Source organism: Streptomyces sp. RLA131 (genome assembly GCF_056270125.1).
Map to the genome: position 1 here is coordinate 6889644 of NZ_JBWDOQ010000002.1, position 23283 is coordinate 6912926.

Annotated in this window: 23 protein-coding genes; 9 read left to right on the forward strand and 14 right to left on the reverse strand. The window is 71.7% G+C overall.

Translation table 11 applies throughout. The features are described from left to right. Nucleotides 1-20 precede the first annotated feature (20 nt). The 5 genes from RWE79_RS32135 to RWE79_RS32155 form a co-directional block, all read right to left on the reverse strand. A complete protein-coding gene (locus tag RWE79_RS32135) occupies nucleotides 21-785 on the reverse strand; it encodes an ABC transporter ATP-binding protein (protein WP_475943584.1) in 765 nt (254 codons plus the stop codon). Continuing rightward, nucleotides 782-1573, reverse strand: a complete 792-nt coding sequence (locus RWE79_RS32140; protein WP_475943585.1) for an ABC transporter permease — start codon at nucleotides 1571-1573, stop codon at nucleotides 782-784. Before RWE79_RS32140 ends, RWE79_RS32135 begins: the two co-directional genes overlap by 4 nt. Beyond that, nucleotides 1573-2622, reverse strand: a complete 1050-nt coding sequence (locus tag RWE79_RS32145) for an ABC transporter substrate-binding protein (protein WP_475943586.1) — start codon at nucleotides 2620-2622, stop codon at nucleotides 1573-1575. Before RWE79_RS32145 ends, RWE79_RS32140 begins: the two co-directional genes overlap by 1 nt. A 73-nt stretch (nucleotides 2623-2695) precedes the next feature. Continuing rightward, nucleotides 2696-2812: a putative leader peptide gene (locus RWE79_RS32150; RefSeq protein WP_475943587.1), complete on the reverse strand. Its 117-nt coding sequence runs from the start codon at nucleotides 2810-2812 to the stop codon at nucleotides 2696-2698. Next, complete coding sequence (locus RWE79_RS32155; protein WP_475943588.1) at nucleotides 2809-3732, reverse strand: ABC transporter substrate-binding protein; 924 nt, start codon at nucleotides 3730-3732, stop codon at nucleotides 2809-2811. The genes RWE79_RS32150 and RWE79_RS32155 overlap by 4 nt, the downstream gene beginning before the upstream one ends. Before the next feature lie 402 nt (nucleotides 3733-4134). Here RWE79_RS32155 and RWE79_RS32160 point away from each other — a divergent pair, with 402 nt between their 5' ends. Beyond that, the gene (locus RWE79_RS32160; protein ID WP_475943589.1) at nucleotides 4135-5037 is read left to right on the forward strand and encodes a sulfurtransferase; all 903 of its coding nucleotides are present in this window, start codon (nucleotides 4135-4137) and stop codon (nucleotides 5035-5037) included. 65 nt (nucleotides 5038-5102) lie between these two features. Here RWE79_RS32160 and RWE79_RS32165 read toward each other — a convergent pair whose 3' ends face one another. The 5 genes from RWE79_RS32165 to RWE79_RS32185 form a co-directional block, all read right to left on the reverse strand. Continuing rightward, entirely contained in the window at nucleotides 5103-6107 is a 1005-nt protein-coding gene (locus tag RWE79_RS32165; protein ID WP_475943590.1) for an MvdC/MvdD family ATP grasp protein, read from the reverse strand. After that, a complete protein-coding gene (locus RWE79_RS32170) occupies nucleotides 6100-6654 on the reverse strand; it encodes a GAF domain-containing protein (protein ID WP_475943591.1) in 555 nt (184 codons plus the stop codon). The genes RWE79_RS32165 and RWE79_RS32170 overlap by 8 nt, the downstream gene beginning before the upstream one ends. After that, a complete protein-coding gene (locus RWE79_RS32175; RefSeq protein ID WP_475943592.1) occupies nucleotides 6638-7516 on the reverse strand; it encodes a S8 family serine peptidase in 879 nt (292 codons plus the stop codon). Before RWE79_RS32175 ends, RWE79_RS32170 begins: the two co-directional genes overlap by 17 nt. Beyond that, complete coding sequence (locus tag RWE79_RS32180; RefSeq protein ID WP_475943593.1) at nucleotides 7513-10593, reverse strand: AAA family ATPase; 3081 nt, start codon at nucleotides 10591-10593, stop codon at nucleotides 7513-7515. The genes RWE79_RS32175 and RWE79_RS32180 overlap by 4 nt, the downstream gene beginning before the upstream one ends. Before the next feature lie 116 nt (nucleotides 10594-10709). Continuing rightward, entirely contained in the window at nucleotides 10710-11288 is a 579-nt protein-coding gene (locus RWE79_RS32185; protein ID WP_475943594.1) for a response regulator transcription factor, read from the reverse strand. Nucleotides 11289-11454: 166 nt separating this feature from the next. Between RWE79_RS32185 and RWE79_RS32190 the strand changes: the two genes are divergently transcribed. The 5 genes from RWE79_RS32190 to RWE79_RS32210 all read left to right on the forward strand — a co-directional run bounded on the left by RWE79_RS32190 (nucleotide 11455) and on the right by RWE79_RS32210 (nucleotide 17542). Beyond that, nucleotides 11455-11652 (forward strand): aroma-sacti cluster domain-containing protein, encoded by a 198-nt coding sequence (locus tag RWE79_RS32190; RefSeq protein ID WP_475943595.1) that lies wholly within the window; start codon nucleotides 11455-11457, stop codon nucleotides 11650-11652. Between the two features lie 260 nt (nucleotides 11653-11912). Continuing rightward, nucleotides 11913-13175 (forward strand): radical SAM protein, encoded by a 1263-nt coding sequence (locus RWE79_RS32195; RefSeq protein WP_475946230.1) that lies wholly within the window; start codon nucleotides 11913-11915, stop codon nucleotides 13173-13175. Next, the gene (locus RWE79_RS32200; RefSeq protein ID WP_475943596.1) at nucleotides 13172-13804 is read left to right on the forward strand and encodes a flavoprotein; all 633 of its coding nucleotides are present in this window, start codon (nucleotides 13172-13174) and stop codon (nucleotides 13802-13804) included. Before RWE79_RS32195 ends, RWE79_RS32200 begins: the two co-directional genes overlap by 4 nt. 46 nt (nucleotides 13805-13850) lie before the next feature. Continuing rightward, nucleotides 13851-15227: an MFS transporter gene (locus RWE79_RS32205; protein ID WP_475943597.1), complete on the forward strand. Its 1377-nt coding sequence runs from the start codon at nucleotides 13851-13853 to the stop codon at nucleotides 15225-15227. A 131-nt stretch (nucleotides 15228-15358) separates the two neighbouring features. Continuing rightward, nucleotides 15359-17542, forward strand: a complete 2184-nt coding sequence (locus RWE79_RS32210) for a B12-binding domain-containing radical SAM protein (RefSeq protein WP_475943598.1) — start codon at nucleotides 15359-15361, stop codon at nucleotides 17540-17542. Between the two features lie 15 nt (nucleotides 17543-17557). Here the strand turns inward: RWE79_RS32210 and RWE79_RS32215 are convergent, their stop codons facing one another. Continuing rightward, a complete protein-coding gene (locus RWE79_RS32215; protein ID WP_475943599.1) occupies nucleotides 17558-17965 on the reverse strand; it encodes an STAS domain-containing protein in 408 nt (135 codons plus the stop codon). A gap of 253 nt (nucleotides 17966-18218) precedes the next feature. On the opposite strand from RWE79_RS32215, the gene RWE79_RS32220 reads away from it, so the two are divergent. The 3 genes from RWE79_RS32220 to RWE79_RS32230 all read left to right on the forward strand — a co-directional run bounded on the left by RWE79_RS32220 (nucleotide 18219) and on the right by RWE79_RS32230 (nucleotide 20555). Further along, complete coding sequence (locus RWE79_RS32220) at nucleotides 18219-18608, forward strand: ATP-binding protein (protein WP_475943600.1); 390 nt, start codon at nucleotides 18219-18221, stop codon at nucleotides 18606-18608. Nucleotides 18609-18669: 61 nt separating this feature from the next. Further along, a complete protein-coding gene (locus tag RWE79_RS32225) occupies nucleotides 18670-19662 on the forward strand; it encodes an SPFH domain-containing protein (RefSeq protein ID WP_475943601.1) in 993 nt (330 codons plus the stop codon). Then, entirely contained in the window at nucleotides 19659-20555 is an 897-nt protein-coding gene (locus RWE79_RS32230; RefSeq protein WP_475943602.1) for a diacylglycerol kinase catalytic domain-containing protein, read from the forward strand. The genes RWE79_RS32225 and RWE79_RS32230 overlap by 4 nt, the downstream gene beginning before the upstream one ends. A 30-nt stretch (nucleotides 20556-20585) precedes the next feature. Here the strand turns inward: RWE79_RS32230 and RWE79_RS32235 are convergent, their stop codons facing one another. Genes RWE79_RS32235 through scoE form a run of 3 tightly spaced genes read right to left on the reverse strand, consistent with a single transcriptional unit; the run spans nucleotide 20586 to nucleotide 22928 of the window. Then, entirely contained in the window at nucleotides 20586-21137 is a 552-nt protein-coding gene (locus RWE79_RS32235) for an FcoT family thioesterase (RefSeq protein WP_475943603.1), read from the reverse strand. 17 nt (nucleotides 21138-21154) lie between these two features. Continuing rightward, complete coding sequence (locus tag RWE79_RS32240; protein WP_475943604.1) at nucleotides 21155-22057, reverse strand: SAM-dependent methyltransferase; 903 nt, start codon at nucleotides 22055-22057, stop codon at nucleotides 21155-21157. Further along, nucleotides 22044-22928, reverse strand: coding sequence for a (3R)-3-[(carboxymethyl)amino]fatty acid oxygenase/decarboxylase (scoE, locus tag RWE79_RS32245; protein ID WP_475943605.1), 885 nt, complete (start codon nucleotides 22926-22928; stop codon nucleotides 22044-22046). The genes RWE79_RS32240 and scoE overlap by 14 nt, the downstream gene beginning before the upstream one ends. Nucleotides 22929-23283: the final 355 nt, after the last annotated feature.

Genomic DNA, 23283 nt, shown 5'->3' on the forward strand with positions numbered 1-23283 from the left:
GCCGTGGGCCGTCAGCCGGCTCACCGGACGGCCCGGTCGCTCAGGGCGTCCAGGACGCGGCGTTCGACGGCGGTGAACTCCGGCTCGGTGACCAGGTCCGCCGGGCGCGGCCGGGGCAGCGGCACCTCGATCCGCGCCACCACGGACGCGGGTCGCGGGGAGAGTACGTGCACGGTGTCGGCGAGCAGTACCGCCTCGCGGATGTCGTGGGTGACCAGGACCACCGTCCAGCGGTAGCGCTGCCACATGTCGGCCAGCCACAGCTGCATCTCGGTGCGGGTGAGCGAGTCCAGCGCGCCGAACGGCTCGTCCAGCAGCAGGACGGGCCGCTCCAGGACGACGGTGCGCAGCAGGGCGGCGCGCTGCCGCATGCCGCCGGAGAGCTGGAAGGGGTAGGCGGACTGGAAGCCGTCCAGGCCGAACGCCCCGAACAGCTCACCGGCCCGGCGCCGCGCCTCGCGCCGCCGGACGCCCTGGGCCTCCAGGCCGATGGCGGTGTTGTCCAGGACGGTCCGCCAGGGGAAGAGCAGGTCCTTCTGCGGCATGTACGCCACCTGCCCGGACCGCAGATCGGCGGGCCTGCCGTCCACCAGCACCTCGCCGGAGGTCGCGGTGTCCAGCCCCGAGACCAGGTTGAACAGGGTGCTCTTGCCGCTGCCGCTCGGCCCGATCACCGCGGCGAACTCGCCGGGCCGCACGCTGAGTTCCAGATCGCGCAGCACCTCCAGATCGCCGAAGGACCTGCCGACGCCACGGATCTCCAGCCGCGCCCGCGTGCCGGTCATGCGCGCTCCTCCTTCTTCAGCGCCCGTTCCCAGGGCAGTACCAGCCGTTGCAGCAGGTAGGTGGCCCCGAACAGCGCGATGCTCAGGGCGGCGGTCACCGCCACCGCCGCGAACACCAGGTCGGTACGGAAGGCGCTCTTCTGCGCCTGCATGTAGATGCCCAGGCCGCTCTCGGCGCCCGCGTACTCGGCGAAGACGGCACCGACCACCGCGTAGGTGATGCTGACGCGCAGCCCGGCGAAGAAGTACGGCATCGCGCTCGGCACCCGCACCAGCCGGAAGCTGCGCAGCCGTCCGGCGCCCAGCGAACGCAGCAGCCGCATCGCCTCGCGGTCGGTGGCGGCGAAACCGGCGGCCAGGTTGGCGGCCAGCGGGAAGAACGTGGTGAGGGTGACCACCAGCATCTTCGGCAGCAGACCGAAGCCGAACCAGATGATCAGCAGCGGGGCCACGGCGACGATCGGGATCGTCTGCGAGGCCACCAGCAGCGGGTACAGCCCCCGGCGGGCGGTCGCGGAGAAGTCCAGCAGGACCGCGACCAGCCAGGCGGCGACGAAGGACAGGCCGAAGCCGGACAGCGTCTCCTGGAGGGTCGGCAGGGTGTTGGCCCACAGGTCGGCGCGGTTGGCCCAGCCCTGCCCGACGACCCGGGCCGGGCCGGGCAGGGTGCTGGGATCGACGCCGGCGGCCGTGGTGTAGAGCTGCCAGCCGGTGATGACCAGGGCCAGTACGGCGAGGGGCGGGCCGACGGAGGTGACCGCCCGGCGGACGGCGTTGTGCCGGGCCATCACTGCTCCGGCAGGTACGTGGTGGTGAAGAAGGCGGAGGCGTCCGGCTCCTTCGTCAGCTTCTTGCCGTTCGCGTCGCTGAGCAGGCCCGCCTTGAACTGGAAGTGGGTGTAGTCCTGCCAGCGCTTCGCGCTCTGCCCGCCGACGCTGCCGTCCGCCGCGAGGTAGTACTCCTTGGCGAGCAGCCGCTCGCTCTGCTTCACCAGTTCGGTGTTGGTCAGTACGCTCCGGTTCGCCTTGATCAGCAGCGCGGAGGCCTTGTCCGGGTTCTTCGCCGCGTAGGCGTAGCCCTTGCTCACGGCGGCGAGGAACTTCCGGGCGACGGCCGGATGCTGCTTGAGGTACTGGCCGGAGGAGGCGATGAGCGTCGAGTACGTCGCCGGGAAGCCGTAGTCGGAGAGCTGGAAGTCCTTCAGCGGCTTGCCGAGCAGCTTGGCCTCCAGGCCCTCCCAGGTCGGCATCGGCATGGCGAAGTCGGCCTTGCCCGCGTAGAGGGCGGAGTACGCGGAGGTGCTGAGCGTCACGGTCTTGAAGTCGCCGGTGCCGCCGTCCGCGCGGATCACCTTCCGCAGCAGCGGCTTCTCGTAGGGGGCGCCGAACCCGGCGTAGGTCTTGCCGTCCAGGTCCTTGGGGGAGGTGATGTCGTCGCGGTCGGCCCGGACGGAGATGGTGACGTCGGTCTTCTGGGTGACCGCGAAGACGGAGGTGATGTCCTGGCCGGCGGCGCGCGCGGTGCTGACGCCCTCCTGGTACGAGATGCCGAAGTCCGCCTTGTGGTTGGCGATCAGCGTCTCGGGGGCGGTCGAGCCGTACGGGACGATCCGCAGGTCGATCCCGGCCTTCTTGAACCAGCCGAGCTGCTGGGCGACGTAGATGCCCGTGTGGTTGGTGTTGGGCGTCCAGTCCAGGGCGAGGGTGACCTTGGTCAGGCTCGCGGCGGCGGCGGCGGAGGTGCCGGAGCCGCTGTCCGGGGACGAGCAGCCGGTGGCGGCGAGCAGTACGGCGGCGGACAGGGCGGGAACGATACCGAGCAGGGCGCGGCGTCTCATGGCGGGGATCCTCGGGGGTGCTGTGCGCGGTCCGGCGGGCAGGCCGGGGTGACGGGGTGACGGGGTGGCTCGGTCAGCCCCGACACAGCGCGCTGGTGACCCGCATGAGGTCCACCGCCATGCGGCGGGTGAGGTCGGCCGCCTGCGCGGTCAGGGCCCCTACCCCGCGGGAGAAACGATCGGTGCTCATCGCGCGGCCGCGCCCAGCAGCAGTTCGTTGGTGAACGACCGCTCCCAGCCGTCCGCGTGCGCTATCGCGCCGTGCTCGGCGAGCCAGCGGGCGTACGGCCGCGTACGCCCCTCGTCGATCACGCCCCAACGGCCCTCGGTATCGGTCCAGGTCGGGGCCACCAGCTCCAGCGACCGGGCGATCAGCGGGCGCGGGAAGTACGGGATGACCCGCTCCAGCAGCGCCAGCGTACGGTCCGGTTCGGCGGCGGCCGCGGCGAAGCCGCGGGCGGTGGCCTCCAGGAAGGCCCGGACGAGGCCGGGGTTGCGCTCGATCAACTGCTCGCGGGTGCCGAGCACATAGCTGTGGTAGCGGGGCGCGCCGATCTCGTCGACCGGCCAGGTGATCCGCTGCTCCTCGGGGAGCCGGCCGCGCAGGGCGTCCCAGGACCAGTAGTTGCCGAAGGTGGCGTCGGCCTCGCCCGCGGCGATGTCGTCGACGGTCAGCTCCCGGCTGCCGGAGTCGACGGTGACGACCGTGTCCGGATCGCCCCCGTCGGCGGCGACGAGATGCCGGACCATGGCCCGGCCGCGCGGCGTCGGGTTGAAGGCGATCCGGCGTCCGGCCAGGTCGCGGGGGCGCGATATGCCGGTGCTGGTGACGGTCTGGACGGCCTCCAGGGCGCGGTGGTTGACCGCGGCCACCGCGATCAGCGGCTGGTGCAGGGTCCGCCGGGCCAGCAGCCGGTTCGGCGGGAAGACCCCGAAGTCCGCCTCGTGCCGGAGCAGATACTCCAGGGTGTCGCCGCGCCCGGCGTCCTGAACGGTCATTTCCACGTCGATCCCCGCCGCGCGGTACCAGCCCCGCTCACGGGCGGTGTAGAAACCGGCGGAATTCGGCCATGGGTGGAAGTAGTCGAGCATGACGCGGACGTGCGACATCGGGGAACTCCGCAGCGGGTGAAGGCGGGGCAGAAGAGGGTGGGGAGAGGCGAGGCGGGGAGAGGCGAGGCGCCGGGCCCGGGAGGACGTCGGTTCAGCGACAGGAGCGGGGCGTCAAGGCCGCGGCCGGATGACACTGCTGCTCGGAAACTGCTGCTGACATCGGTACTCCTACGCGGCACTGACGACTCAAGTGATGCGGTCGGCGTCCCCTTGGGGCCCGGATTCCCGGTCCCAGACGCCCTCTCAGCCCGTTCGGCTCGGGGCTCCCGCGTAGATGGCCGAAACCATAACCTTCCAGGGGTGATTCCACGCAAGCGCAGTCCGAGGAGTGGGACACTTTTGTCTCGTAGCGTGATACGAGTGGCGATACGTGCGAGGTCACGGCGTTAGCATCCGGCCATGGACGCCTTCCTTCCCGGCCCTCTGGTCGATGACGTATGGCTGGCCCGGCACCTCGGCGACCAGCGGCTCGTGGTCCTGGACGCCACCGCGGAACTGCCCTCACCACGCCACGACGGCGACTACCGGGTGGCATCCGGCCGCGCGGGCTGGCTCGGCGCCCGTGTCCCCGGCTCCCGGCACGCCGACCTCACCGCCGAACTGTCCGACCCCACCGCGCCCCACCACTTCACCCTCCCGGCCCCGGACGCGCTGGCGGCGGCACTGACCCGGCTCGGCGTGCGCGACGGCACATCGGTCGTCGTCTACGACAACGGCGGCGGCATCTGGGCCGCCCGGCTGTGGTGGATGCTGCGCTCCCTCTCGGTGCCGGCCGCCGTGCTGGACGGCGGCCGGGCCGGCTGGCTGGCCGCCGGACACCCGGTGGAGTCCGGCGAACCGGATGTATCGGGTCAACCCGTCGCACCGGACGGCAAGCTGACCCCGGTGCCCCGCCCCGGCCTCTGGGCGGGCATCGCCGACGCCGAGGCCGTGGCCGGCGGCGAACGCCCAGGCACCCTGGTCTGCGCGCTGCCGGCCTCCGGCTTCGAGGGCACCGCCCCCACCCGCTACTCCCGGCGCGGCCACATCCCCGGCAGCCACAGCCTCCCCGGCCGGGACCTGCTGGACGACGCGGGCCGATTCCTGCCCCCCGCGCGACTGGCGGCCCGGGTCGCCCCGGTACTCACGGATCCGGACTCCCCGGTCCTGCTCTACTGCGGCGGCGGCATCTCCGCCGCGGCGGTGGCGCTCGCGCTGACCCTGCTCGGCCGCGAGGACGTCGCCGTGTACGACGGCTCCCTGGAGGAGTGGTCCGCCTCCCCGCGCCCGCTGGCCACCGGCCCCGAGCCCGGGACACCGTAGCCCCGGCCGCCCCGGCCGCCCCGGCCGCAGCGCCGCGCCGCACCCGCCGCCCGCCGAGGGGGGGGTCACCGCGCGGACTGCCCGGCGCCCAGGAAGGTGAGCAGGTCCACCGGGGCCGCGGGCGCCGGGCGGCCCGTTCCGGCCGCGACGAGCGACCGGTGCAGATCGCGTACCGTGCGCGCCACGGCGTCGCTGACCACGGTGACGCCGGCCTTGCGCTCGAACCAGTTCCAGTCGCCGTGCACATTCACCTCCAGGAAGACGGGTTCACCGCCGTCGAGGAGGAAGTCGAACGCCCCGTAGGTGAGGTCCCATGCCCGGGACAGCGCGCCGACCGCGTCGGCCACCGGTGCCGGCGCGTCGACCGCGCGTACGCGTACGCGGTCGGGGCGGGACCAGATGTCGCCCGGGTCGTCCTTGACGACCTCGAAGGCGTGGACCTCCCCGCCGACGGCGTAGACCCGCATCTCCCGCTCGTGCGCGACGTACTCCTCCACCACCACAGGTGCGCCCGCGCGGAACGGCGGCGCCCCGTCGGCCAGTGACCCGCGATCGACGATCCGCGGGAGGAACCAGGCCAGTTCGCCGGGCTCGGGCTCCACGAAGTGCCGGTCCAGCACCTTGACGACGTACCGGCCGCGCGGGCAGTGTGCCGCGACGGCCCCGGGATCGGTGGTGACCAGCCCACGCGGTGTGCGCACCCCCAGCGCGAGCGCCCGGGCCCGCTGCTGGAGCCGGCCGGGTTCCACCCCGCCGATGACCGCCCCCGACACCACGGACAGCTGGCGGACGAGCGCGGTCCACGAGTCGCGGTGCAGCATGCGCCCCGCGGCGTCGCCCGGTCCCGGCGCGGCGCGCATGGAGAAGTGACGCAGCCAGGTGACCGTGGGAAGGCAGCGGACCCCGCCCACGGTGAGGGCGCCCCCGGCCTCCACGGTGACCGCGACCCCGTCCAGGCCGTCGCAGTCGAGACGGCGGACGGGGACCCCGACGCGCCGCAGCGAGCAGGCCAGCCCGGTGGCCTCCGCGTCGCCCCTTCTGGTCACCAGCAGCACACACCGCTCACCCATGCGCGGTGGCCAGCAGCGCCTCTGCCATTTCGAGGAGCCGCAGTGCCTTGTCCGACCGCTGGTTCGGGGTCGAGGTGCGCAGCCGGGTCAGCAGTTCCAGGCCGATGGCGGCCTGGTCGGCGAGCAGGTCGAGCAGTTCGACGTCGGCCATCTCGCGCTCGCCGTTGACACCGCGGTCCAGCACCTCCAGGACGCCGATGCAGTTGTCGTTGCTGAACAGCGGTGCCGCCATGATGCTGTTGGGGACATAGCCGGTCGACTTCGCCGCCTCGCCGGAGAACTGCGGTGAGTCCCGCAGGTCGTCCACGAGCATCGACTGCCCGGAGGCGGCGACCCATCCGGCGATGCCCGTACCCGGGGGGAAACGGGCCCCGATGAGCTGGCCGTCCCCCTCGCCGGCGACGGCTTCGAAGACCAGTTCCCGGGTGTCGGGAGCGATGAGGAACACCGAGGAGGCGGCCGCGCCGAACGCGTGCCGGGCGACCTGCACGACGGATTGGAGCAGGCGACGCTCGGTGGTCGCCTCGACGTCAAAGGGGGGCGTCATGAGCACCTCCGATACGGCCAGCCACATTGCTGGCGGACAGAAAAAGGACCGTCTTGAGCTGGAACGGTGTGAGCCAGGGGTGTTTGCTGAGTACGAGCGCGCAGATCCCCGCGATGTGCGGCGCGGCGAAGCTGTTCCCGGTGGAGCGGATCGTCCCGCCGCCCGGCCAGGCGACCGGCACCCGCACCCCGCGGGCGTGGAACTCCACCGGGGGAGCGGGGTTGTAGTAGTAGGTCAGCGGATCGGCCTCGTCATGACTGGCGACCGAGATCACCGACGAGAAGGACCAGGGATAGCTGTTCACCGGCCGGTTGTGCGCCGAGACCACCAGCGCGCTCCGCCGGAAGTACGCGCGGTCCACCAGGTCGTGCAGCGCGGCCGACAGCTTGGACTGGGTGGTCGCCAGGCTCAGGTTGATCACGTCGAAGCCCTCGTCGATGGCCCACGACAGCCCTGCGATCAGCGCCGCGCCACTGCCCGTCTTGCCGTCGGTCAGCACGCGTACCGACGACACGGAGGCCTCCGGCGCGACGGAGCGGATCACCCCGGCGCACGCCGTGCCGTGCCCCGCCAGATCCGCGGCGGGGCAGTCGACCACGGTCATCGTCCCGTCGGAGCCCTCGACGACGGTCACCGACCGGTCCAGCCGGCCCACCAACGGGTGGCCGCCGTCGACCCCGCTGTCGACCACACAGACCCGCACACCCGCGCCGGTCGCCCCGCCCCAGGACCACTCGGGGGAGACGTCGTCGACCAGACTGGCCCGGAACTCCTCCGGGGCCCGGGTGCTGGTCGTCGCCCCGAACGCCGGAACACCCGGGGTCCAGGCCGCCGTCGGGCGTCTCCACGGCGGATCGCTCATGCTCTCCCCCTCGGGACGGCCAGCCAGGAACGGACACCGGCGGCGGGCAGCCCGGCCCCCTTGGCGGTGAAGTTCGTCAGCGCGCTGAGCGCCGCTCGCCGGGCGGCCTCCGGCCTCCCCACGATCTCCAGGACCTGGGCCACCTCGAACCACACATCGCCGGTGAGGCAGGGATCGTCGGTGTGGGCGAGCATCGCGACGGCCTCCTCCACGGTCGCCACCGCCTCGTCCTCCGCCGCCCGCTCGGCGCTCAGCCGGGCCCGCAGGGCCAGCAGGACCAGTTGGGCGCGCCGCTCCAGCGGGACCGCCGCCAGAGCGCCCAACGAGGCGGTGCAGGCGGCCGTGTCCCCGGAGTGGAACTGTTCACGGGCCGCGTACACCGCGAGGGTGGCCGCCGTCGTCAGCTGGCCGAGCCCGCCGAGCCGGGCGGCGGCCGTGGCGTAGTGCAGCGCGGCCCGCGCATGGGCCCCGGCCAGGGACTCGACCAGTCCGGCGACCTGCTCCGCGGCGACCGATCCGAGGGTCAGCTGCAGGTCGTCGGCGTAGCCACGGGCCTGCCGCACGCCCTCCCGCGCGTCGTCGAGGCGGCCGCCCAGGGCCAGCAGGCGTGCCCGGGTCAGGAGGATCGGGATCAGCAGGGAGCGGTCCGTGCCGAACCTCGCGGTCAGTTCGTCGCACAGCGCGATGCCCTCGCCGAGCGGGGTGGGGGACCACTGCGTCAGCTCGCAGACCGACGCCAGCACACGGTCCTCCTCGTAGGTGTCGCCGAGCCGCCGGGCCCTGACGAGCGCTTCGCGCATCGCGGACTCGGCGGCGCCGATCCGCCCGTCGGCGAAGCCGCGGAACGCGGTGAGCTGGTGGAGTCTGCACCAGCTGAGGTCGTCCCTCGGCTCCGGGCCGACGTCCGGTGCGGCGTTGTCCGGCAGGCCGCTCCGGTCGCCGGAGCGCAGGGCGAGGGCCTGACGGAGGATCGCGCAGGTGCGCCGGGTCCACGGATCACCGCCGTTCCTGCGTTCCCCCTCGTCGACGGCCTGCCGGGCGCGGTCCCACCGGCCGAGTCCGGCGTAGGCGTCGCTGATGCGGATCGCCAGCGTGCGGTGCTCCTGATCGCCCGCGGGGACCAGGGCACGGCCGCGTTCCAGCAGCGACACCGCTGCCGGGAGGTCCCTGCGGTGCAGCGCCCGGTACCCCGTGGCCACCAGGGCGCGGGCGGCCCGCGCGGTCAGCGCGGGGAGCCGGGGATCCCCGGGATGGACCTCGTTGAGCAGCCGGCACGCCGATTCCAGGTGATGGGCCGGCTCCCCGTCGAGAAGGTCGGCGCAGCTGTCGCCGGCCCGCTCGCCGGCCCGGTCGGCGAGCAGGGTGTGCCAGGTGGCGCGGCGTGCCTTGGACGTCATCTCGTAGAGGGTGTCCCGGGCCAGCATGCGGGTGAACCGGTAGCCGTCCGCAGCGCCGGAACGATGGACCGCCCGCGAGTGGTCGAGCCGGTGGACGGAGTCCTCCAGCACGCTGTCCGTCAGGGACGGCGAGTCCGCCGCCAGCGCGCGGACGTCCCCCAGGGTGAAGGTGCCGCCCACGCAGGCGGCACGTTCCAGCACCTCGCGGTCGGTGGCCGGCAGCCGGTCCAGCCAGGCCGCGAGCAGCACGCGGACGGTGGTCGGCACGCCCTCGGCCCGTACGTCGCCGTCGCCGAAGGGGCTCTCCAGCAGCAGTTCGGCGAAGAGCGGATTGCCGTCGCACTCCTGGACGATCCGTTCCAGGGCCTCGTCGGTGCGATCCGCCGACCGGACGGCTGTGGCGGCCGGGGCGGACTGGGCCGTCACCTCGCCCTGTTCGGCCAGCAGGGCGACCAGGACCCTGCTCTGAGCGGTGGTCAGCGGATCGAGTTCCAGGACGACGGATTGCGAGGTGACGGACTGCGAGGTGACGGACGCCGCGAGTTCACCGGCCCAGGCCGTGACCGGGCCGGCCGTCTCCGACCGGGCGGTGCACACCACCAGCACCTCGGAGTCGGCGGTCCCGCCGACCACTTCGCCGATCAGGGACAGCAGCGTCGGCTCCGCCCAGTGCAGATCCTCGAACACCACGATCAGCGGACCGCGCCGGCCCAGGGCCTCGACCAGGCAGCGGAACGCCCAGGCGATCTCCGCGACGCCGACCGAGCAGCCGTCCTCCTCATGCAGTTCCAGCGCCACGGACAGAGCCCTGATCGCCTGCCGCGCGTCCGGGTGGCCGGCTTCGAGGACACTCACCGCCTCGGCCCATCCGCCCGGAAGGGACCGGACCACCTCCGCGACCGGCCGGTAGGTGAGCCCGACACCGTAGGCCTGGCAGGTGCCGCGCAGCACCGCCGCACCGGCAGCGGCCGGGGCGGCGAGGAACTCCCGCACCAGGCGGGACTTGCCGATGCCCACGCTCCCCAGCACCGTCACCAGGGCGCAGCGCCGGTCCTGTCGTGCCCGCGCGTAGGTCGCCAGCAGCCGGCCGAGCTCGGCGTCCCGTCCGATCAGCGGTAACAGGTCGTCCTGGAGTGTGCCGTCGAGCAGTTCGACGACCCGCCAGGCCGTGACGAGTTCCCGTTTCCCCTTCAGCCGGAGCGGGGCGACGGCCTCCATCCGCACCCCGCCCGCCACGAGCCGGGCCGTCGCGTCACTGACGAGGATCTGGTGCATCTCGGCGTTGGACTGCAGCCGGGCCGCGGTGTGCACCACGTCGCCGACCACGCGGGCGCCCGCGCCGGGGGCCGCGACGACGACCGCCTCACCGGTGGCGATGCCGGTGTGGATGTCGAGCCGCACCCCGAAGCCCCGCTCCAGGTCGACGTTGAGCCCGACCAGCGCGTCCCGTATCACGCACGCGGCCTGGACGGCGCGAAAGGCGTCGTCCCGGTTGCTGACGAAGGCCCCGAAGACGGCCATCACCGCGTCGCCGATGAATTTCTCGACGACACCCCCGCGTTCGGTGATGGCCGCGGTGCAGGCGCTGTAGTAGCGGTCCATGGTGAGCCGCAGGGCCTCGGGATCGAGGGTTTCCGCGAGCTCCGTCGAACCGACGAGATCGATGAAGAGAACGGTCACGATCTTCCGGCTGTCCGAAACGCGTTCCGGCCGGGTCAGCGGAGTTCCGCATTCCGAGCAGAAACGCGCCGCTTCGGCCGCCGGCGACTGACAGCCGGGACAGCGCACGGGACCGCTCATAGGAGTTTGAGTTCCTGGCCTTCCACTTCGGCGGAGACGGCTTCCAGACGCCCCTTGACCGAGTTGAGAACCTGAACCTCGACCTCGCTCAATTCCGCCAGGACAGAGCGTTGTTCGACCGCCAGGAGATCCACTGGATGGCCGGCCTCTCGAAGCGCCTGCAAAGCATTGAAGGTCATGGTCACCGATACCTCGTTCCCAAACTGTGCCCAGCTGACACTGACAGATTCGGTTGAGCGACCCAATGTATCCAGAGGGGATTCCGAAACCGCTGCGGCGGTTCCCACGCGCGGACTTCGCTCCGTCGCAAGGGGCGGCCAGGCTCCAGGGATCAGAACTCCCATCGCATAGAGACGTGCGATCAACTCGGTTCTGTTCGACGCGCCCACTCTTCTGAGCATGTTGCGCAAGTGCGCCGCGACGGTGTGCGGGCTGATGCGAAGATCCTGTGCAACATGGCGGTTCGAGGCGCCAGCAGCCATAAGTGTGGCAATGCGCAGCTCACGTCTCGTCAAACCCGTTCCCGCGGGTAAGTTACCCGTGGCATGAACTTCCCAGCACAAATCGTCAGCCACAGGCGCAGTGTAGCTTCGGGGGATGAGTCGGACAAGTGGTCGACCCGGGGCGAGTCCGGCCCCACCACCTCGTGATTCATAGTCGATTGAGGGATGTCGGCGCTCTGGTCCGGTGGGAGTCTTGCTCGTGCAACGACCCCGGTGACCATCTTCAGAAGGAGCAGACATGTCCCAGGAGACGCTGGAAGCCTTGCGCAGCGCCGGTACGCCCGTCGACCTGCTGTCCGAGTCCGAGCGCGAGGTGTTCGCCTCGCTCAGCCCGGAGGAGGTCTCGGTCCTCGGCTCGATCCAGGCCCGTCTGAACGCCGTGGCCAGCGAGGTCGAGGGACAGGTCGCGGACTCGAACACGAACGTCGTCTGCTGAACTGACCACGAGGGAACCGGCCGCGGGCCTCCCCGCCGCGTGGTGGCACTCCGGCGCCGGAGGCCCGCCGGCGCGGGGGAGGCCTGCCGTCCGCCCGGACCGCCGTCTCGCACCGATTCACGCGCTCGGCCCGACGACCAGCACCGAGAGGCGGAGGTATGGAGAAAGTCAGTCGCTATGTCGTGATGAGCGAGAATAGCTACAGCGACGGCACCGGTGTGGGCGTACGGCTTCTTTACGGAACAAGGGCCGCGAAGGTTATGGTCGTGGACCTTGAGACCGCGGAGTCGCTCCGTACCGGAAACCTGGACGGGACCTCACCGCAATGGCTCGGCGCACTCCGGGACGCGCAGGTCGTCGTACCGGCCGACGAGAACGAAATGCCGGCGGTGCTCGAACGCAACCGGCGGGCCTCCGCGGACCGTTCCTCCGTCCAGATCGCCCTTCTGCCGACTTCCTACTGCAATATGGGATGCGCCTACTGCGGTCAGCAGCACACCCGCGGCGGTCTCACCCGCACACACCGGGACCGGGTACGGGACCGGGTGCTGCGAGCGGTGAACGCGCCGTCGACCGAGCGGATCCGTATCGACTGGTTCGGCGCCGAGCCGATGATGGGCTACGCGGTGATCCGGGATCTGGCGCCGCGATTCGTCCGCGCCGCGCGGGAACGGGGCGTAGATTACTCTTCCGTCCTGGTGACCAACGGCACCCTGCTCACCGCGGACAAGGTGAAAACCCTCATACAGGACTGCGGGGTCACCCATTTCGAGATCACCGTCGACGGCCCCCCGGAGATACACGACACCCACCGCCCCCTCAAAAGCGGACAGGGCTCGTTCTGGAAGATCGTACGGACGGTACGGGACGCGGTGGAACGCCCCGAGTTCCGCTCTGCGCACTTCACCTTTCGCACGAACGTCGACGTACACAATCACGACAGCATCCCCCGTTACATCGAACTCATGGCGGAACTCGGTTTCTCCCGGCCGAATGTCAGCTTCTCGATCGTTCCCGTCCACTCGTGGGGGAATGACGTCTCGGAAATCGAGGTGTCCAAGAAGAGGTTCGCCGAGCAGGAACTGGGCTGGATACAGCTCCTTGTCGATCACGGTCTGACGGTGCAGTTGCTGCCGCGCGCCGCGAAGAAGGTGGTGTGCCCGGCCACCACGACCACGGCGGAGATCATCAGCAGCACCGGCAACATCTTCTCTTGCAGCGAGCACCCGCTGGTGCCCGACGCCGAACGGGAACTCGCCCTGGTCCACCTCGACCGGGCCGGGCCCGAACCCGTCCGCCCCCAGGGGCCTTTCGACGGCTGGAACGACGACATCGAGCAGGGGAAGTCCTGGTGCACCGACTGCGTTCTCATGCCGACCTGTGGCGGATCCTGCCCCAAGGCCTGGCATGAGGGGCATCCGCCCTGCCCCAGCTACAAGTTCAACATCCAGGGCCGGCTGGACCTCATCGCCGCCCAGGCGGGTCTGCGGCCCACGGCCCCCTCGGCCATCGGGGACCGATGACGGCGGACGACGCACACCCCGGACGGCGGCCCCCGGACGGCGGCATCCGGCCGCCGGCCGCCCGGCGGCTGCTGGTCGGGGTGTGCGGATCCGGCAACGTCCTGTCCCTGCCGAACTACCTCGTCGCGCTGCGCGCCGACCCGGAAGTCGAGATCCGGGTCGTCATGACCCGTGCCGCGGCGGCGATCATGCCGGCCACGACCCTCAGGCTGATCTGCGACGACGTCCACTGCGACGGAGCGGACGAACTCGCCGTCGGCCATGTGTCGCTGGCCGTGTGGGCGGAACGGTTCATCGTGCTCCCCGCCACGGCCAACACCCTCGCCCAGGCGGCGTACGGCCTCGCCTCCGGACTGCTCGGGTCCACGATGCTCGCGTACGAACCCCCGGTGCTCTTCTTCCCCTGCATGAACCCGCGGATGTGGGCGCAGCGCAGCGTCCGGCGCAACGTCGCCCAACTGCGCGCCGACGGACATGTGGTGGCCGATCCCGTGCCGGTCTCGGGCTGGCAGATCGCCACCCGCAGCGTGGAGAAGAACCTCGGCCTGCCGCCACCCCCGGCCGTCGTCGCGATGGTGGACGAGTTCCGCCGCCTCCCCGTCGGCAGCCGGAACCCCACCGTCACCTGACCGACGGTGACACCCGGCGTTCGTGAAGGATGGAGACACGAGACACGTGGCAGGGCTGGCACGCAAAGTGCGCACCTCACTGGCCGGCGGACCCATGGCTGCCGTCCCCTTCCGGCTGCTGCTCGCGGGGCAGTTCACCTCGACACTCGGTGACTACTGCTACGCCGTCGCCGTCCCGTGGTGGATCCTCTCCGGCGACGGCGGCACCGTGCTGCTGGGCAGCATGCTCGCCTGTTACGGGATTCCCCGGCTCGTCACCATCCCGCTGGGCGGCATCGTGGCCGACCGGTTCGGCGGCCGGCGCGTCATGCTGGTGGCCGACGCCGTACGGGCCGTCGCCGTGGCCGTGCTGGCGGCCATGGCCTTCCTGGTGACGCCGACCCTCGGACAACTGGCGCCCATTGCGGTGATCCTCGGCGCGAGCTCGGGCATCTTCATCCCGTCCTCGTACACGGTGCTGCCTGCCCTGCTGGACAAGGCCGACCTCGGCCGGGGGAACGCGCTGTCCACCATCGTCAACCAGGCCGGCGGCCTGCTCGGGCCGACCGCCGGCGGTGTGCTGGTCGCCGCGTTCGGGGCGGGGCCGGCACTGGTCGTGGATGCCGCGTCGTTCGTGGTGTCCGCCCTGGTGCTGCTGCGGATGCGCCCCCGGAAGGCCGTTGAAGGAGCCGTTGAGGGTGACGCCGAGGGTGACGCCGAGGGTGACGTCGGCGGTGCCGGGGAGACGGGCCCGCGGACGGGGACCGGCCCGGCGGACTCCGCCCCGGCCGGGCCGTCGTTCTCCGAACTGCTGCGCCGGGGACGGCTTCTGCATGTCGTCCTGGTGGTGGCGCTGGTATGCAATCTGGCCTTCAACGGCACCATCGAGGTCGCCCTGCCCGAGTTCGCCCACCAGGGCCCGGGAGCCGCGGGCTACGGCATCCTGCTCACCGTACTCAGCCTCGGCGGACTGGGCGGCTCCCTGCTGGCCACCCGCAGCCCCGAACTGAAGTCGCCCGCCTACCTGTTCGCGGTACTGGCCGTCGTGATGGGCACCGGACTGGCCGCCGTGCCCTACGCCGGCGGCCTGGCCGGCGCTGTGATCTGCCTCTTCGTGTACGGCGCGGCCAGCGGCTGGCAGAACATCGTCGCCGTGACCATGCTCCAGGTGTGGACGCCACCGGCCCTCATCGGGCGGGTCATGGGCCTGGTGATGCTGGCGGTGACGGGCACCTTCCCGATCTCCGTCATGATCGCGGGCTTCGGGGTACGGCACCTGGGCGCGGCACCGTTCTTCCCGGTCGCGGGCGCGGCCATCGCGGTCGCCGTGCTCTTCGCGCTCACCCAGACGGCGTTCCGGGAGTACCGGACGGGCGGCGAGTACGCCCCCGCACGGCAGGCGGCACCGGGGACGCCCACCTCCGTGAGCAGAGCGGGCGGCTGAGGCAGGGGGCCTGCACTGTTCACTGCAGACTGTATGCAATATCCGATATGTGATATTCGATCAGCAATATCCGATATCCAATATCTCATCTCCAGTATCCATGGGGACGTGACAAGACGGGAGTCACCGGGATGAGCGTGTTCGTTCCGCTTGGCAGGACCGCCCCGCCCACCAGGCGGGAAGGCAGCGACATTCCGTACCTCCTGGTCAATCCGCCGGTGACCGACCCCACCACCGCCTACCACTCCATTCCCTACCTCGTGGGAGCGGCCCGGGAGGCCGGTCACCGGTCCTACCGCTGCGTGGACGCCAACCTCGACGCGTTCGAGTACCTGGCCGCCCCCGACCGCTTCGGTGCCACGATCGAACGCGCCCGGCGGCTCCGGACCCGCTTGGAACAGAGTCCGTCCCTGACCCGGCTGGACGAGATCCGCTACCGGCTGGCCCTGGCCGCCGAAGGCCTGACGGCCGGCTCGGCGCAGGGCGCCGTCACCGTCTTCAAGGACCCGGAGCTCTTCTACCACCAGGCGACCTACAGCCAGGCCGTCGCGGTGATGAGCCGCTGGTGGGACCTGCTGGCGCTCGACATGCCCGTCGGAGCGCTCGACGGCTTCTCGATGCGGGGCAAGTCCGTGGTCAATCTGTGCAGCACCTCGGACCTGGCCGACCCCGCGCTGCTCGCCGCCGTCTCCCGCCCCTTCGAGGGCTATCTGGCGGACGAGTTCAGCGCCTGCCTGCGCGAACAGCCCTGGGGCCTGGTCGGGCTGTCGGTCAACTACACCAGCCAGCTGCCGGTGGCGCTGCGCATGGCGCGCCTGATCCGCAGTGTCGTCCCGGAGGCGGTCATCGTCTTCGGCGGCACCGAGACCGGCGACGTCGTCAAGTATACGGACGACCGGGACGCCCTGTGGCGGGTCTTCCGCGACGCGGACCTCATCGTCCCCGGCGAGGGCGAGACCGTGCTCATCGACATCCTCGACGCGATCCGCGACAAAGCCGGCTCCGGCGGCTCCGGCGGCTCCGGCGGCTGCGGCGGCTTCGACGGAATCGAGGGGGTCCTGACCCGGTCCGAGCCGAGCCGGCAGATCACCTACGGGAGTGTGGCCACCCTCCCGAGCCCCGCCTACGACGTGTGGGACTGGTCCCGGTACTGGTCGCCGGAGCCGGTCATCCTCTACAGCCCGACCCGCGGCTGCTACTGGAACAAGTGCACTTTCTGCGACTACGGCCTCAACACCGACAAGCCGACGTCGCCCTCGCGCGAACGGCCGGTCGCCGCCGTACTGGAGGACCTGCGCCAGGCCACCCGGCACGGCAGGTTCCTGTACTTCGCGGTGGACGCGATGTCCCCCCGCTACCTGCGCGATCTCGCCACCGCGCTCGCCGATTCGCCCCTCGACATCAGGTGGGGCGCCGAACTGCGGCTGGAACGCACCCTGCCCGAGCGGGCCGTCGGCGACCTGCTGGCCTCCTCCGGCTGTGTCGCGATCTCCTTCGGCTACGAGTCGGGCACCCAACGCGTCCTCGACCTCATCGACAAGGGCGTCCGGATCGCCAACGTCCCCGCCGTCCTGAACGAGTTGACGCGCAACGGCATCGCGGCGCAGATGATGGGCTTCACCGGCTTTCCCACCGAGTCCGAGGCGGAGGCCCTGGCCACCTACGAGTTCCTCCAGGAGCACGAGGAGCTGTGGACGACGGCCGGGATCGGCGTCTTCTCCCTGACCCCCGGCTCCATCGTCGCCAAGGAACCCGCCCGCTTCGGCATCGAACTGCTCCCGCCGTCCGTCTCGGACGACATCCGGCGCTACATCCCCTGGCGGGAACAGGGCTCAGGAGCCGAACACTGGCCGGAGGCCGCGGACCCCCGGATCCCCAAGGAGTTCATCGCCGCGACCCGGCGGGTGAGCTTCGACCGCCCCTTCGTCGGCGGCATCGACTCCGCCCACAGCCTGCTCTACTACGACCGTTACGGCCGCGACCTCTGGCCGGCCGGCCGCGCCGCGCAGGCGCCCCGCGTCCAGCTGGTCGAGGAACCCGCCGTGAGCGTGCCGTTCGCCTCCGTCGACGCGCTGACCAGCGTCGACGACCTGATGCGCGAGGTCGGCCGGCGGAGCAGGGCCAACCAGGACACCACCGCGCCGTCCTTCGGCAAATGGCTCCAGGAGCCCGGCGGGGCGCAGCCCGGCGTCTCCGGCGTCCTCGTGCTCGCCCACGGCCGGCTCGTCGAACTGCCCCCCGAGACGGACCTGTTCTCCGACAGCCCCCTCAGCCGCGCGCTGCGGGTCATCGTCGCCGCCCAGGCGCGGGACTGAGGGTACGGCCGGCCGTCACGGCGCCGGTGTCACGGGGGGACGCGCCGGGCCCGGTGCGACCGGCCGGGCTCCGGGGAGCCGGTCGAGTACCTCCTCGACGGTGGCGGCCAGGGCGAAGAGGGTATCGCTGCCGGTGATCTCCAGGAGGTACCTGAGCTGGGGCCGGGGGGCCACCAGCACCAGCTGGCCGCCGCGGTCGCGGGTGTCGTGCCACAGGCGGAGCAGCGCCGTCAGTCCCCGGGAGTCGCAGAAGTCGAGCCGGTCGCAGTCCAGGGCCAGGTGGATGACATGGGCAGGCCGGCTCATGACGGCGGCGTCGGACAGCAGGTTCTCGGTGTCCATGTCGAGTTCGCCGGTGAGCGTGAGGACGGCGATGTCGTCCCGCGGCGGTGGACCGGCGGACCGCACGTGCAGACGCGCCATGCTGCACTCCTCCTTTCGTCGGCATGATGCTCGCTGCCGCGTCTTTCCAGTTCGAACGTGGCATCGAGTGGATGCCGTCCTTCCTTTTGCTCCACCCGGGCGGCGGTCAAACGTGCTGTGTGCCGACTGTGCATCGGGTCGGTGCGCAGGGGTAGACGAGGGGCGCGGAACGACCGGCTTCCGCGCGGGGCGTGCGGGAGGAAACGAACGCGTGAGCGGGAGCGGTGCGACACCTGCGGGGCCGCGGATACGGGTGAGCGCGAACTATGACGGCGAGCCGGAGACCATCGGTGAGGCGCGCCGCTTCGCCACCGGATTCCTCGCCAGGGTCGTCGCCGACCACGGGGTCCCGGTCGGCGACCGGCGGGCCGACGCGGTGCGGCTGATCGTGAGTGAACTCGTCACCAACGCGGTGAAGTACGCCCCGGGGCCGTGTGTGCTGGACCTGGAGCTGCACGGCACCACGGTGGTGATCCTGGTGTGGGACACCGAGCCGGCGCTGCCCTTCGCCCACCACCACGATCCGGCGCGCATCGGCCGGCACGGTCTGGAGGTCGTCACCGCGCTCAGCGACGAGGTGGAGATCCGCCCTCGGCCGGTCGGCAAGTGCGTCGTCGTGCGGATCGGGCTCGCCGACCAATAAGGTCATCTTGACGATAAGCGGCCCGTCTCGTATTGTCGTACTGACGATAAGGGGGGCCGATATGGCCGACATCAGCAAGCGGTTCGGGCTGCGACACCTGCGCGCGACACCCACCTCGCACATCCGGCACCTGCGCCGCGGACAGGTCGTCCACGAGGGGGTCGGACTGGCCTTCTGGTTCCGGCCACTGGTGGCGGCACTGTCCGAGGTCCCCGTGGACGACCGGGAACTGGCCATGCTCTTCCACGCCCGCACGGCCGACTTCCAGGACGTCACCGTGCAGGCCACGGTGACCTTCCGGATCACCGACCCGGCGGCCGCGGCCACCCGGATCGACTTCGCCATCGACCCCCACCGCGGGGTCTGGCGCGCCGCGCCGCTGGAGCAGATCGGCACACTGCTCACCGAGACCGCCCAGCAGCACGCCCTGCACCTGCTCGCCCGCACCAGCCTCGCCGACGCGCTGGCCGACGGTGTGGCGGCGGTACGGGCACGGATGGCCGAGGGGCTGGGCGCGGAGCCACGGCTGACCGAGACCGGGCTGGAGGTCATCGCCGTCCGCGTGGTCGCACTGCGGCCCGAGCCCGAGGTGGAGCGGGCGCTGCGCACCCCCGCCCGTGAGCAGATCCAGCAGGAGGCCGACCGGGCGACCTACGAGCGCCGGGCGGTCGCCGTCGAGCGGGAGCGGGCGATCTCCGAGAACGAGCTGGAGAGCCGGATCGAACTCGCCCGCCGTGAGGAGCAACTGGTCGCCCAGCAGGGCACCAACGCGCGCCGCACGGCGCAGGAGGAGGCCGCCGCCGCGGCCGTACGGACCGAGTCCGAGGCCGTCCGCCGGACCACCCTGGCCACCGCCGAGGCCGAGGCCGTACGGACGCTGGGTGCCGCGACCGCCGCCGCCGAGGCCGACCGGCTCGCCGCGCACCAGCAGGTCGACCCGGCCGTACTGCACGCGCTCGCCCTCACGGAGCTGGCCGGCAACCTGCCCCGGGTGGAACATCTGACCCTCACCCCGGACCTGGTCACCGACCTGCTGGGCCGGCTGACCCGATGAGCCTGGCCCCGCGCGCCGTACTGGTCCACCGGCGCACCGAGTACCAGCAACTGATCGACCGTCACGGCACCCGGGGACAGGCGGAGTTCTTCCTGCGCACCCGGGGCCGGGGGATCCAGGAGGTCGAACTGCGGCACCGGCTCACCGAGGCCGCCCTCGCCCAGGTCGCCGCGGCGGTGCCGGCCGACTGGCGGCACGCCCGGGTGGAACGCGGCGACCTGGCCCGCTTCCTGTTCGCGCCCGACGACGTGGTGGTCGTCGTCGGGCAGGACGGGCTGGTCGCCAACACCGCCAAGTACCTCGACGGGCAGCCCGTCGTCGGCATCGACGCCGAACCGGGCCGCAACCCCGGCGTTCTGGTCCGCCACCGCGCCGAGAACGCCGCCGGGCTGCTGCGCGCCGCCACCTCGGCGGGGGTCGAGCGCCGGCTCGACGCCCGCACCATGGTGGAGGCCGTCGCCGACGACACCCAGCGGCTGCTGGCCCTCAACGAGATCTACCTCGGCCAGCCGGGGCACCAGACCGCGCGCTACCGCCTGGAGGCCGGCAACGCCCCCGAGCAGCAGGCCAGTTCGGGGGTGCTGGTCGGCACCGGGACCGGCGCCACCGGCTGGTGCCGCTCCGCCTGGCTGGAGCGCGGCAGCCCGCTGCGGCTGCCCGCCCCGGCCAGTCCCGAGCTGGCCTGGTTCGTCCGCGAGGCCTGGCCGTCGCCCACCACCGGCACCGAGCAGGTGCAGGGCGTGCTCGCGCAGGGCCGGCGACTCTCGCTCACCGTCGAGTCCGACCGGCTGGTCGCCTTCGGCGACGGCATCGAGGCCGACGCCCTGGACCTGACCTGGGGCCAGGTCGTCCGGATCGGTGTCGCCCCGACCCGGCTGCGCCTGCTGGCCTGACCCGGCTCCACCGCCGTTCAGCCGGCGGGTTCAGCCGCCGGCCCGGCCCGGCCCGGGCGGGCCGACGACGGCCACCCGGAACTCACCGGAGCATCTGCCGCCGGCCGCGTCCCAGAACCGGGACCTGGCCTGGATGATCACGACGTCGAGCCGCTCCACGATCCTGACGAAACTCAGCTCGCCCTGGAAGGAGGCCGGATCGAGCGGCCGCCGGAACGAGCTCCGGAAATCGGTGATCAGGATGCTGCCCAGCTGTCTTTCCCGGTACTCCGCCATGCTCCACCGCGAGAACGGCCACATCAGCCCGTCCTGCGCCGCCTTGGCGAACATGTAGTAGCCGAGCTGGTTGGAACACAGGTTGAACTCGACGGAGTTGAAGTGGCCGGTGTCGGCGATGTACCAGGACTCGCCGATGTGGAAATCGGCCCTACCGGTGACCCGGCCGCCGTCCCGCGGATCGCCCTCGACCTGGATCACGCAGGACCGCAGGTAGCGGCAGTCGGGCCGGTACGGCCGGAGAACCTGCTCCGCCAGTTCCTCGTCGTACGCGTGGACCGTGGTCGCCGCGATGATGCCGGACATGTGGATCCCCCTTCCGGTCAGTGCGTCACACCCGTGAACAGGCGCATCTGCGAGACCACGTCACCGCTGTCCTCGCCGGGGCCGCGGCCGTAGCGCGCCTGGAAGCCGAAGGCCGAGCCGCCGGACATCGCCCAGCCCTGGCCGGTCAGCCAGGCGACCGGGTCGCGGCGCTCCTGGGTGCTGAACAGCGCGCCCATGTCCACGCCGAGCTTCTCCCGGCCCTCGGTGAAGACCGGGTCGCGGCGCACCTGGTCCGTGGTGTGCTTCAGCGCGATCTCCAGCGCGATCCGGCTGCCGGGTGCCGACAGCGACAGCACGGTCTCCAGCAGCCGGGTCTCCACCTCGGCGGACAGATAGACCAGCAGCCCCTCGGCGAGCCAGGCGGTCGGCCGTGCCGGGTCGAGTCCGGCCGCCAGCAGCGCCCGCGACCACGGGCCGGCCAGGTCGGCGGCGATCGGGTGGCGCCGCACCCCGGGCTCGGCGCCCACCGAGTCCAGGACCCGCTGCTTGAAGGCCAGCACCGGCGGCCGGTCGATCTCGTACAGGTCGCTGTCGCCGGGCAGGCCGAGCCGGTAGGCCCGTGAGTCCAGGCCCGCCGCCAGCAGGACGAACTGGCGGATCCCGGCCTCGGCGGCCCGGCCGAACCAGTCGTCGAAAACCCGGGTGCGCAGGCCGAAGTAGCGTCCGCCCCGCCCCCACACCGCGTCCTGGTCGCCGTCCTCGACCTCCTCGATCCTGGTCGGCAACGTGACCTGCGCCGACACCGCCCGGACGAAGAGCTCGGCGAAGGGATCGTCGATCAGGCCCTGGGGGTGGTTGGTCTCGATGGCGCGTCCCGCCGCGATGTTGAGCGCGGTCAGCCCGACGCCGGACACCACGGCCTCGTCGACCGGCGCCCCGGGCCGGTCAGCGGGCCGCACCGAAGTATCCGTACGCGTCGTGGGCGGTCACCCGGAAGGAGACCGTCGGCTCCGGCTTCGGGGTGTGCAGGGCCCGGTGCATCAGGCTGCGGTTGTCCCAGACGAGCAGGTCGCCCTCCTCGAAGGTCTGCAGATGGACTGCTTCGTGGCGGAAGGTGTCGTCGAGCTGGCCGCTGGCCTCCAGCAGGTCCCGCAGCAGGCCGTCGGGCCGGGTGCCGCCGTCGGGGTCCTCGATGGCGGTGGTGGCCGCGCTGGTGACGTAGAGCACGGACTCACCGGTGACGGGGTGGGTGAACACCGTCGGATGGGAGATCGGCGGGGTGCTGCGCCGGATCTCGTCGAGCACCTGTCCCACCGGCTTGTACACGTCCTCCGGCCGGATCTTGATGTGCCGGACCGGGTCGTGCACCGCGCGGGTGCCCTCGACGGCGTCCTTCTGCTCCCGCGACAGCCGCTCGTAGGCGCGGCCCATGTCGATGAAGTAGGTGCCCCGGTTGTGCCGGGGAACCACCTGCGGATAGATCAGGGTCAACGCGAAGGGGCGCGGCATCATCATGTAGTCCGCGTGCCAGAACGCCCCGGTCCGGGGCACGCCGACGGCCGTGTCGCTCTCCTTGACGTTGGAGGAGACGAAGATGTCCGGCTCCTCGGGGTGCCAGTACATCGGCTCGTAGTAGCGCTCGACCTCACCGAGCGCCTTCCCGAGCGCGACGAACTGCGCCGGGGTGAGGTGCTGGTTTTTCAGGACGGCGATCTTCCTGGTGTAGACGGCCTTCCTGAGTTCGTCGACGTCCCCGGGGTCCGCCCCGGCCGCGTCGAAGTCCTCCACGACGACGCCCATGGACGCGTCGCTCTGATCCTGGATCCTCATGGTCCCTCGTGATTCCCCCACCGCACGGCGGTACGGCCGGCCGGCGGCGGCTCGGCGTGAGAACAGCCACGTATGCGCCCGTGCACTCGACGGTCCGCACCGGAGGGTGCGGTGGAGAGATGGAACGTTCACGCTATAGAGGACGGAGCCGCCGGCGACCCCGGCGGGGACGGTTTCTGGGGTCCCCGGCCCGCCTTCTGGGGTGACGGGCGGCCGCGCGGAAGGGCTGATTCCGCCACCGGTGTCCGGCGCCGGGTACGGGCGCGGGTGTACACGTGGCTCCGCATCGGAGATGCTGCGGACCAGTGGTGTTCCGCCCGGCCTCTCGGGGAGAATTGTCACGCGCGGTGAGACG

What these genes read in the sequence shown, in the direction of transcription:
- RWE79_RS32235 (WP_475943603.1), bottom strand. Translation starts at nt 21,137, where the DNA reads ATGTCCGGCATCATCGCGGCGACCACGGTCCACGCGTACGACGAGGAA.
- RWE79_RS32215 (WP_475943599.1), bottom strand. Translation starts at nt 17,965, where the DNA reads ATGGCGCGTCTGCACGTGCGGTCCGCCGGTCCACCGCCGCGGGACGAC.
- RWE79_RS32230 (WP_475943602.1), top strand. Translation starts at nt 19,659, where the DNA reads ATGAGCCTGGCCCCGCGCGCCGTACTGGTCCACCGGCGCACCGAGTAC.
- RWE79_RS32145 (WP_475943586.1), bottom strand. Translation starts at nt 2,622, where the DNA reads ATGAGACGCCGCGCCCTGCTCGGTATCGTTCCCGCCCTGTCCGCCGCC.
- RWE79_RS32135 (WP_475943584.1), bottom strand. Translation starts at nt 785, where the DNA reads ATGACCGGCACGCGGGCGCGGCTGGAGATCCGTGGCGTCGGCAGGTCC.
- RWE79_RS32190 (WP_475943595.1), top strand. Translation starts at nt 11,455, where the DNA reads ATGTCCCAGGAGACGCTGGAAGCCTTGCGCAGCGCCGGTACGCCCGTC.
- scoE (WP_475943605.1), bottom strand. Translation starts at nt 22,928, where the DNA reads ATGAGGATCCAGGATCAGAGCGACGCGTCCATGGGCGTCGTCGTGGAG.
- RWE79_RS32160 (WP_475943589.1), top strand. Translation starts at nt 4,135, where the DNA reads ATGGACGCCTTCCTTCCCGGCCCTCTGGTCGATGACGTATGGCTGGCC.
- RWE79_RS32150 (WP_475943587.1), bottom strand. Translation starts at nt 2,812, where the DNA reads ATGAGCACCGATCGTTTCTCCCGCGGGGTAGGGGCCCTGACCGCGCAG.
- RWE79_RS32225 (WP_475943601.1), top strand. Translation starts at nt 18,670, where the DNA reads ATGGCCGACATCAGCAAGCGGTTCGGGCTGCGACACCTGCGCGCGACA.
- RWE79_RS32140 (WP_475943585.1), bottom strand. Translation starts at nt 1,573, where the DNA reads ATGGCCCGGCACAACGCCGTCCGCCGGGCGGTCACCTCCGTCGGCCCG.
- RWE79_RS32195 (WP_475946230.1), top strand. Translation starts at nt 11,913, where the DNA reads ATGGTCGTGGACCTTGAGACCGCGGAGTCGCTCCGTACCGGAAACCTG.
- RWE79_RS32200 (WP_475943596.1), top strand. Translation starts at nt 13,172, where the DNA reads ATGACGGCGGACGACGCACACCCCGGACGGCGGCCCCCGGACGGCGGC.
- RWE79_RS32170 (WP_475943591.1), bottom strand. Translation starts at nt 6,654, where the DNA reads ATGACGCCCCCCTTTGACGTCGAGGCGACCACCGAGCGTCGCCTGCTC.
- RWE79_RS32210 (WP_475943598.1), top strand. Translation starts at nt 15,359, where the DNA reads ATGAGCGTGTTCGTTCCGCTTGGCAGGACCGCCCCGCCCACCAGGCGG.
- RWE79_RS32155 (WP_475943588.1), bottom strand. Translation starts at nt 3,732, where the DNA reads ATGTCGCACGTCCGCGTCATGCTCGACTACTTCCACCCATGGCCGAAT.
- RWE79_RS32175 (WP_475943592.1), bottom strand. Translation starts at nt 7,516, where the DNA reads ATGAGCGATCCGCCGTGGAGACGCCCGACGGCGGCCTGGACCCCGGGT.
- RWE79_RS32165 (WP_475943590.1), bottom strand. Translation starts at nt 6,107, where the DNA reads ATGGGTGAGCGGTGTGTGCTGCTGGTGACCAGAAGGGGCGACGCGGAG.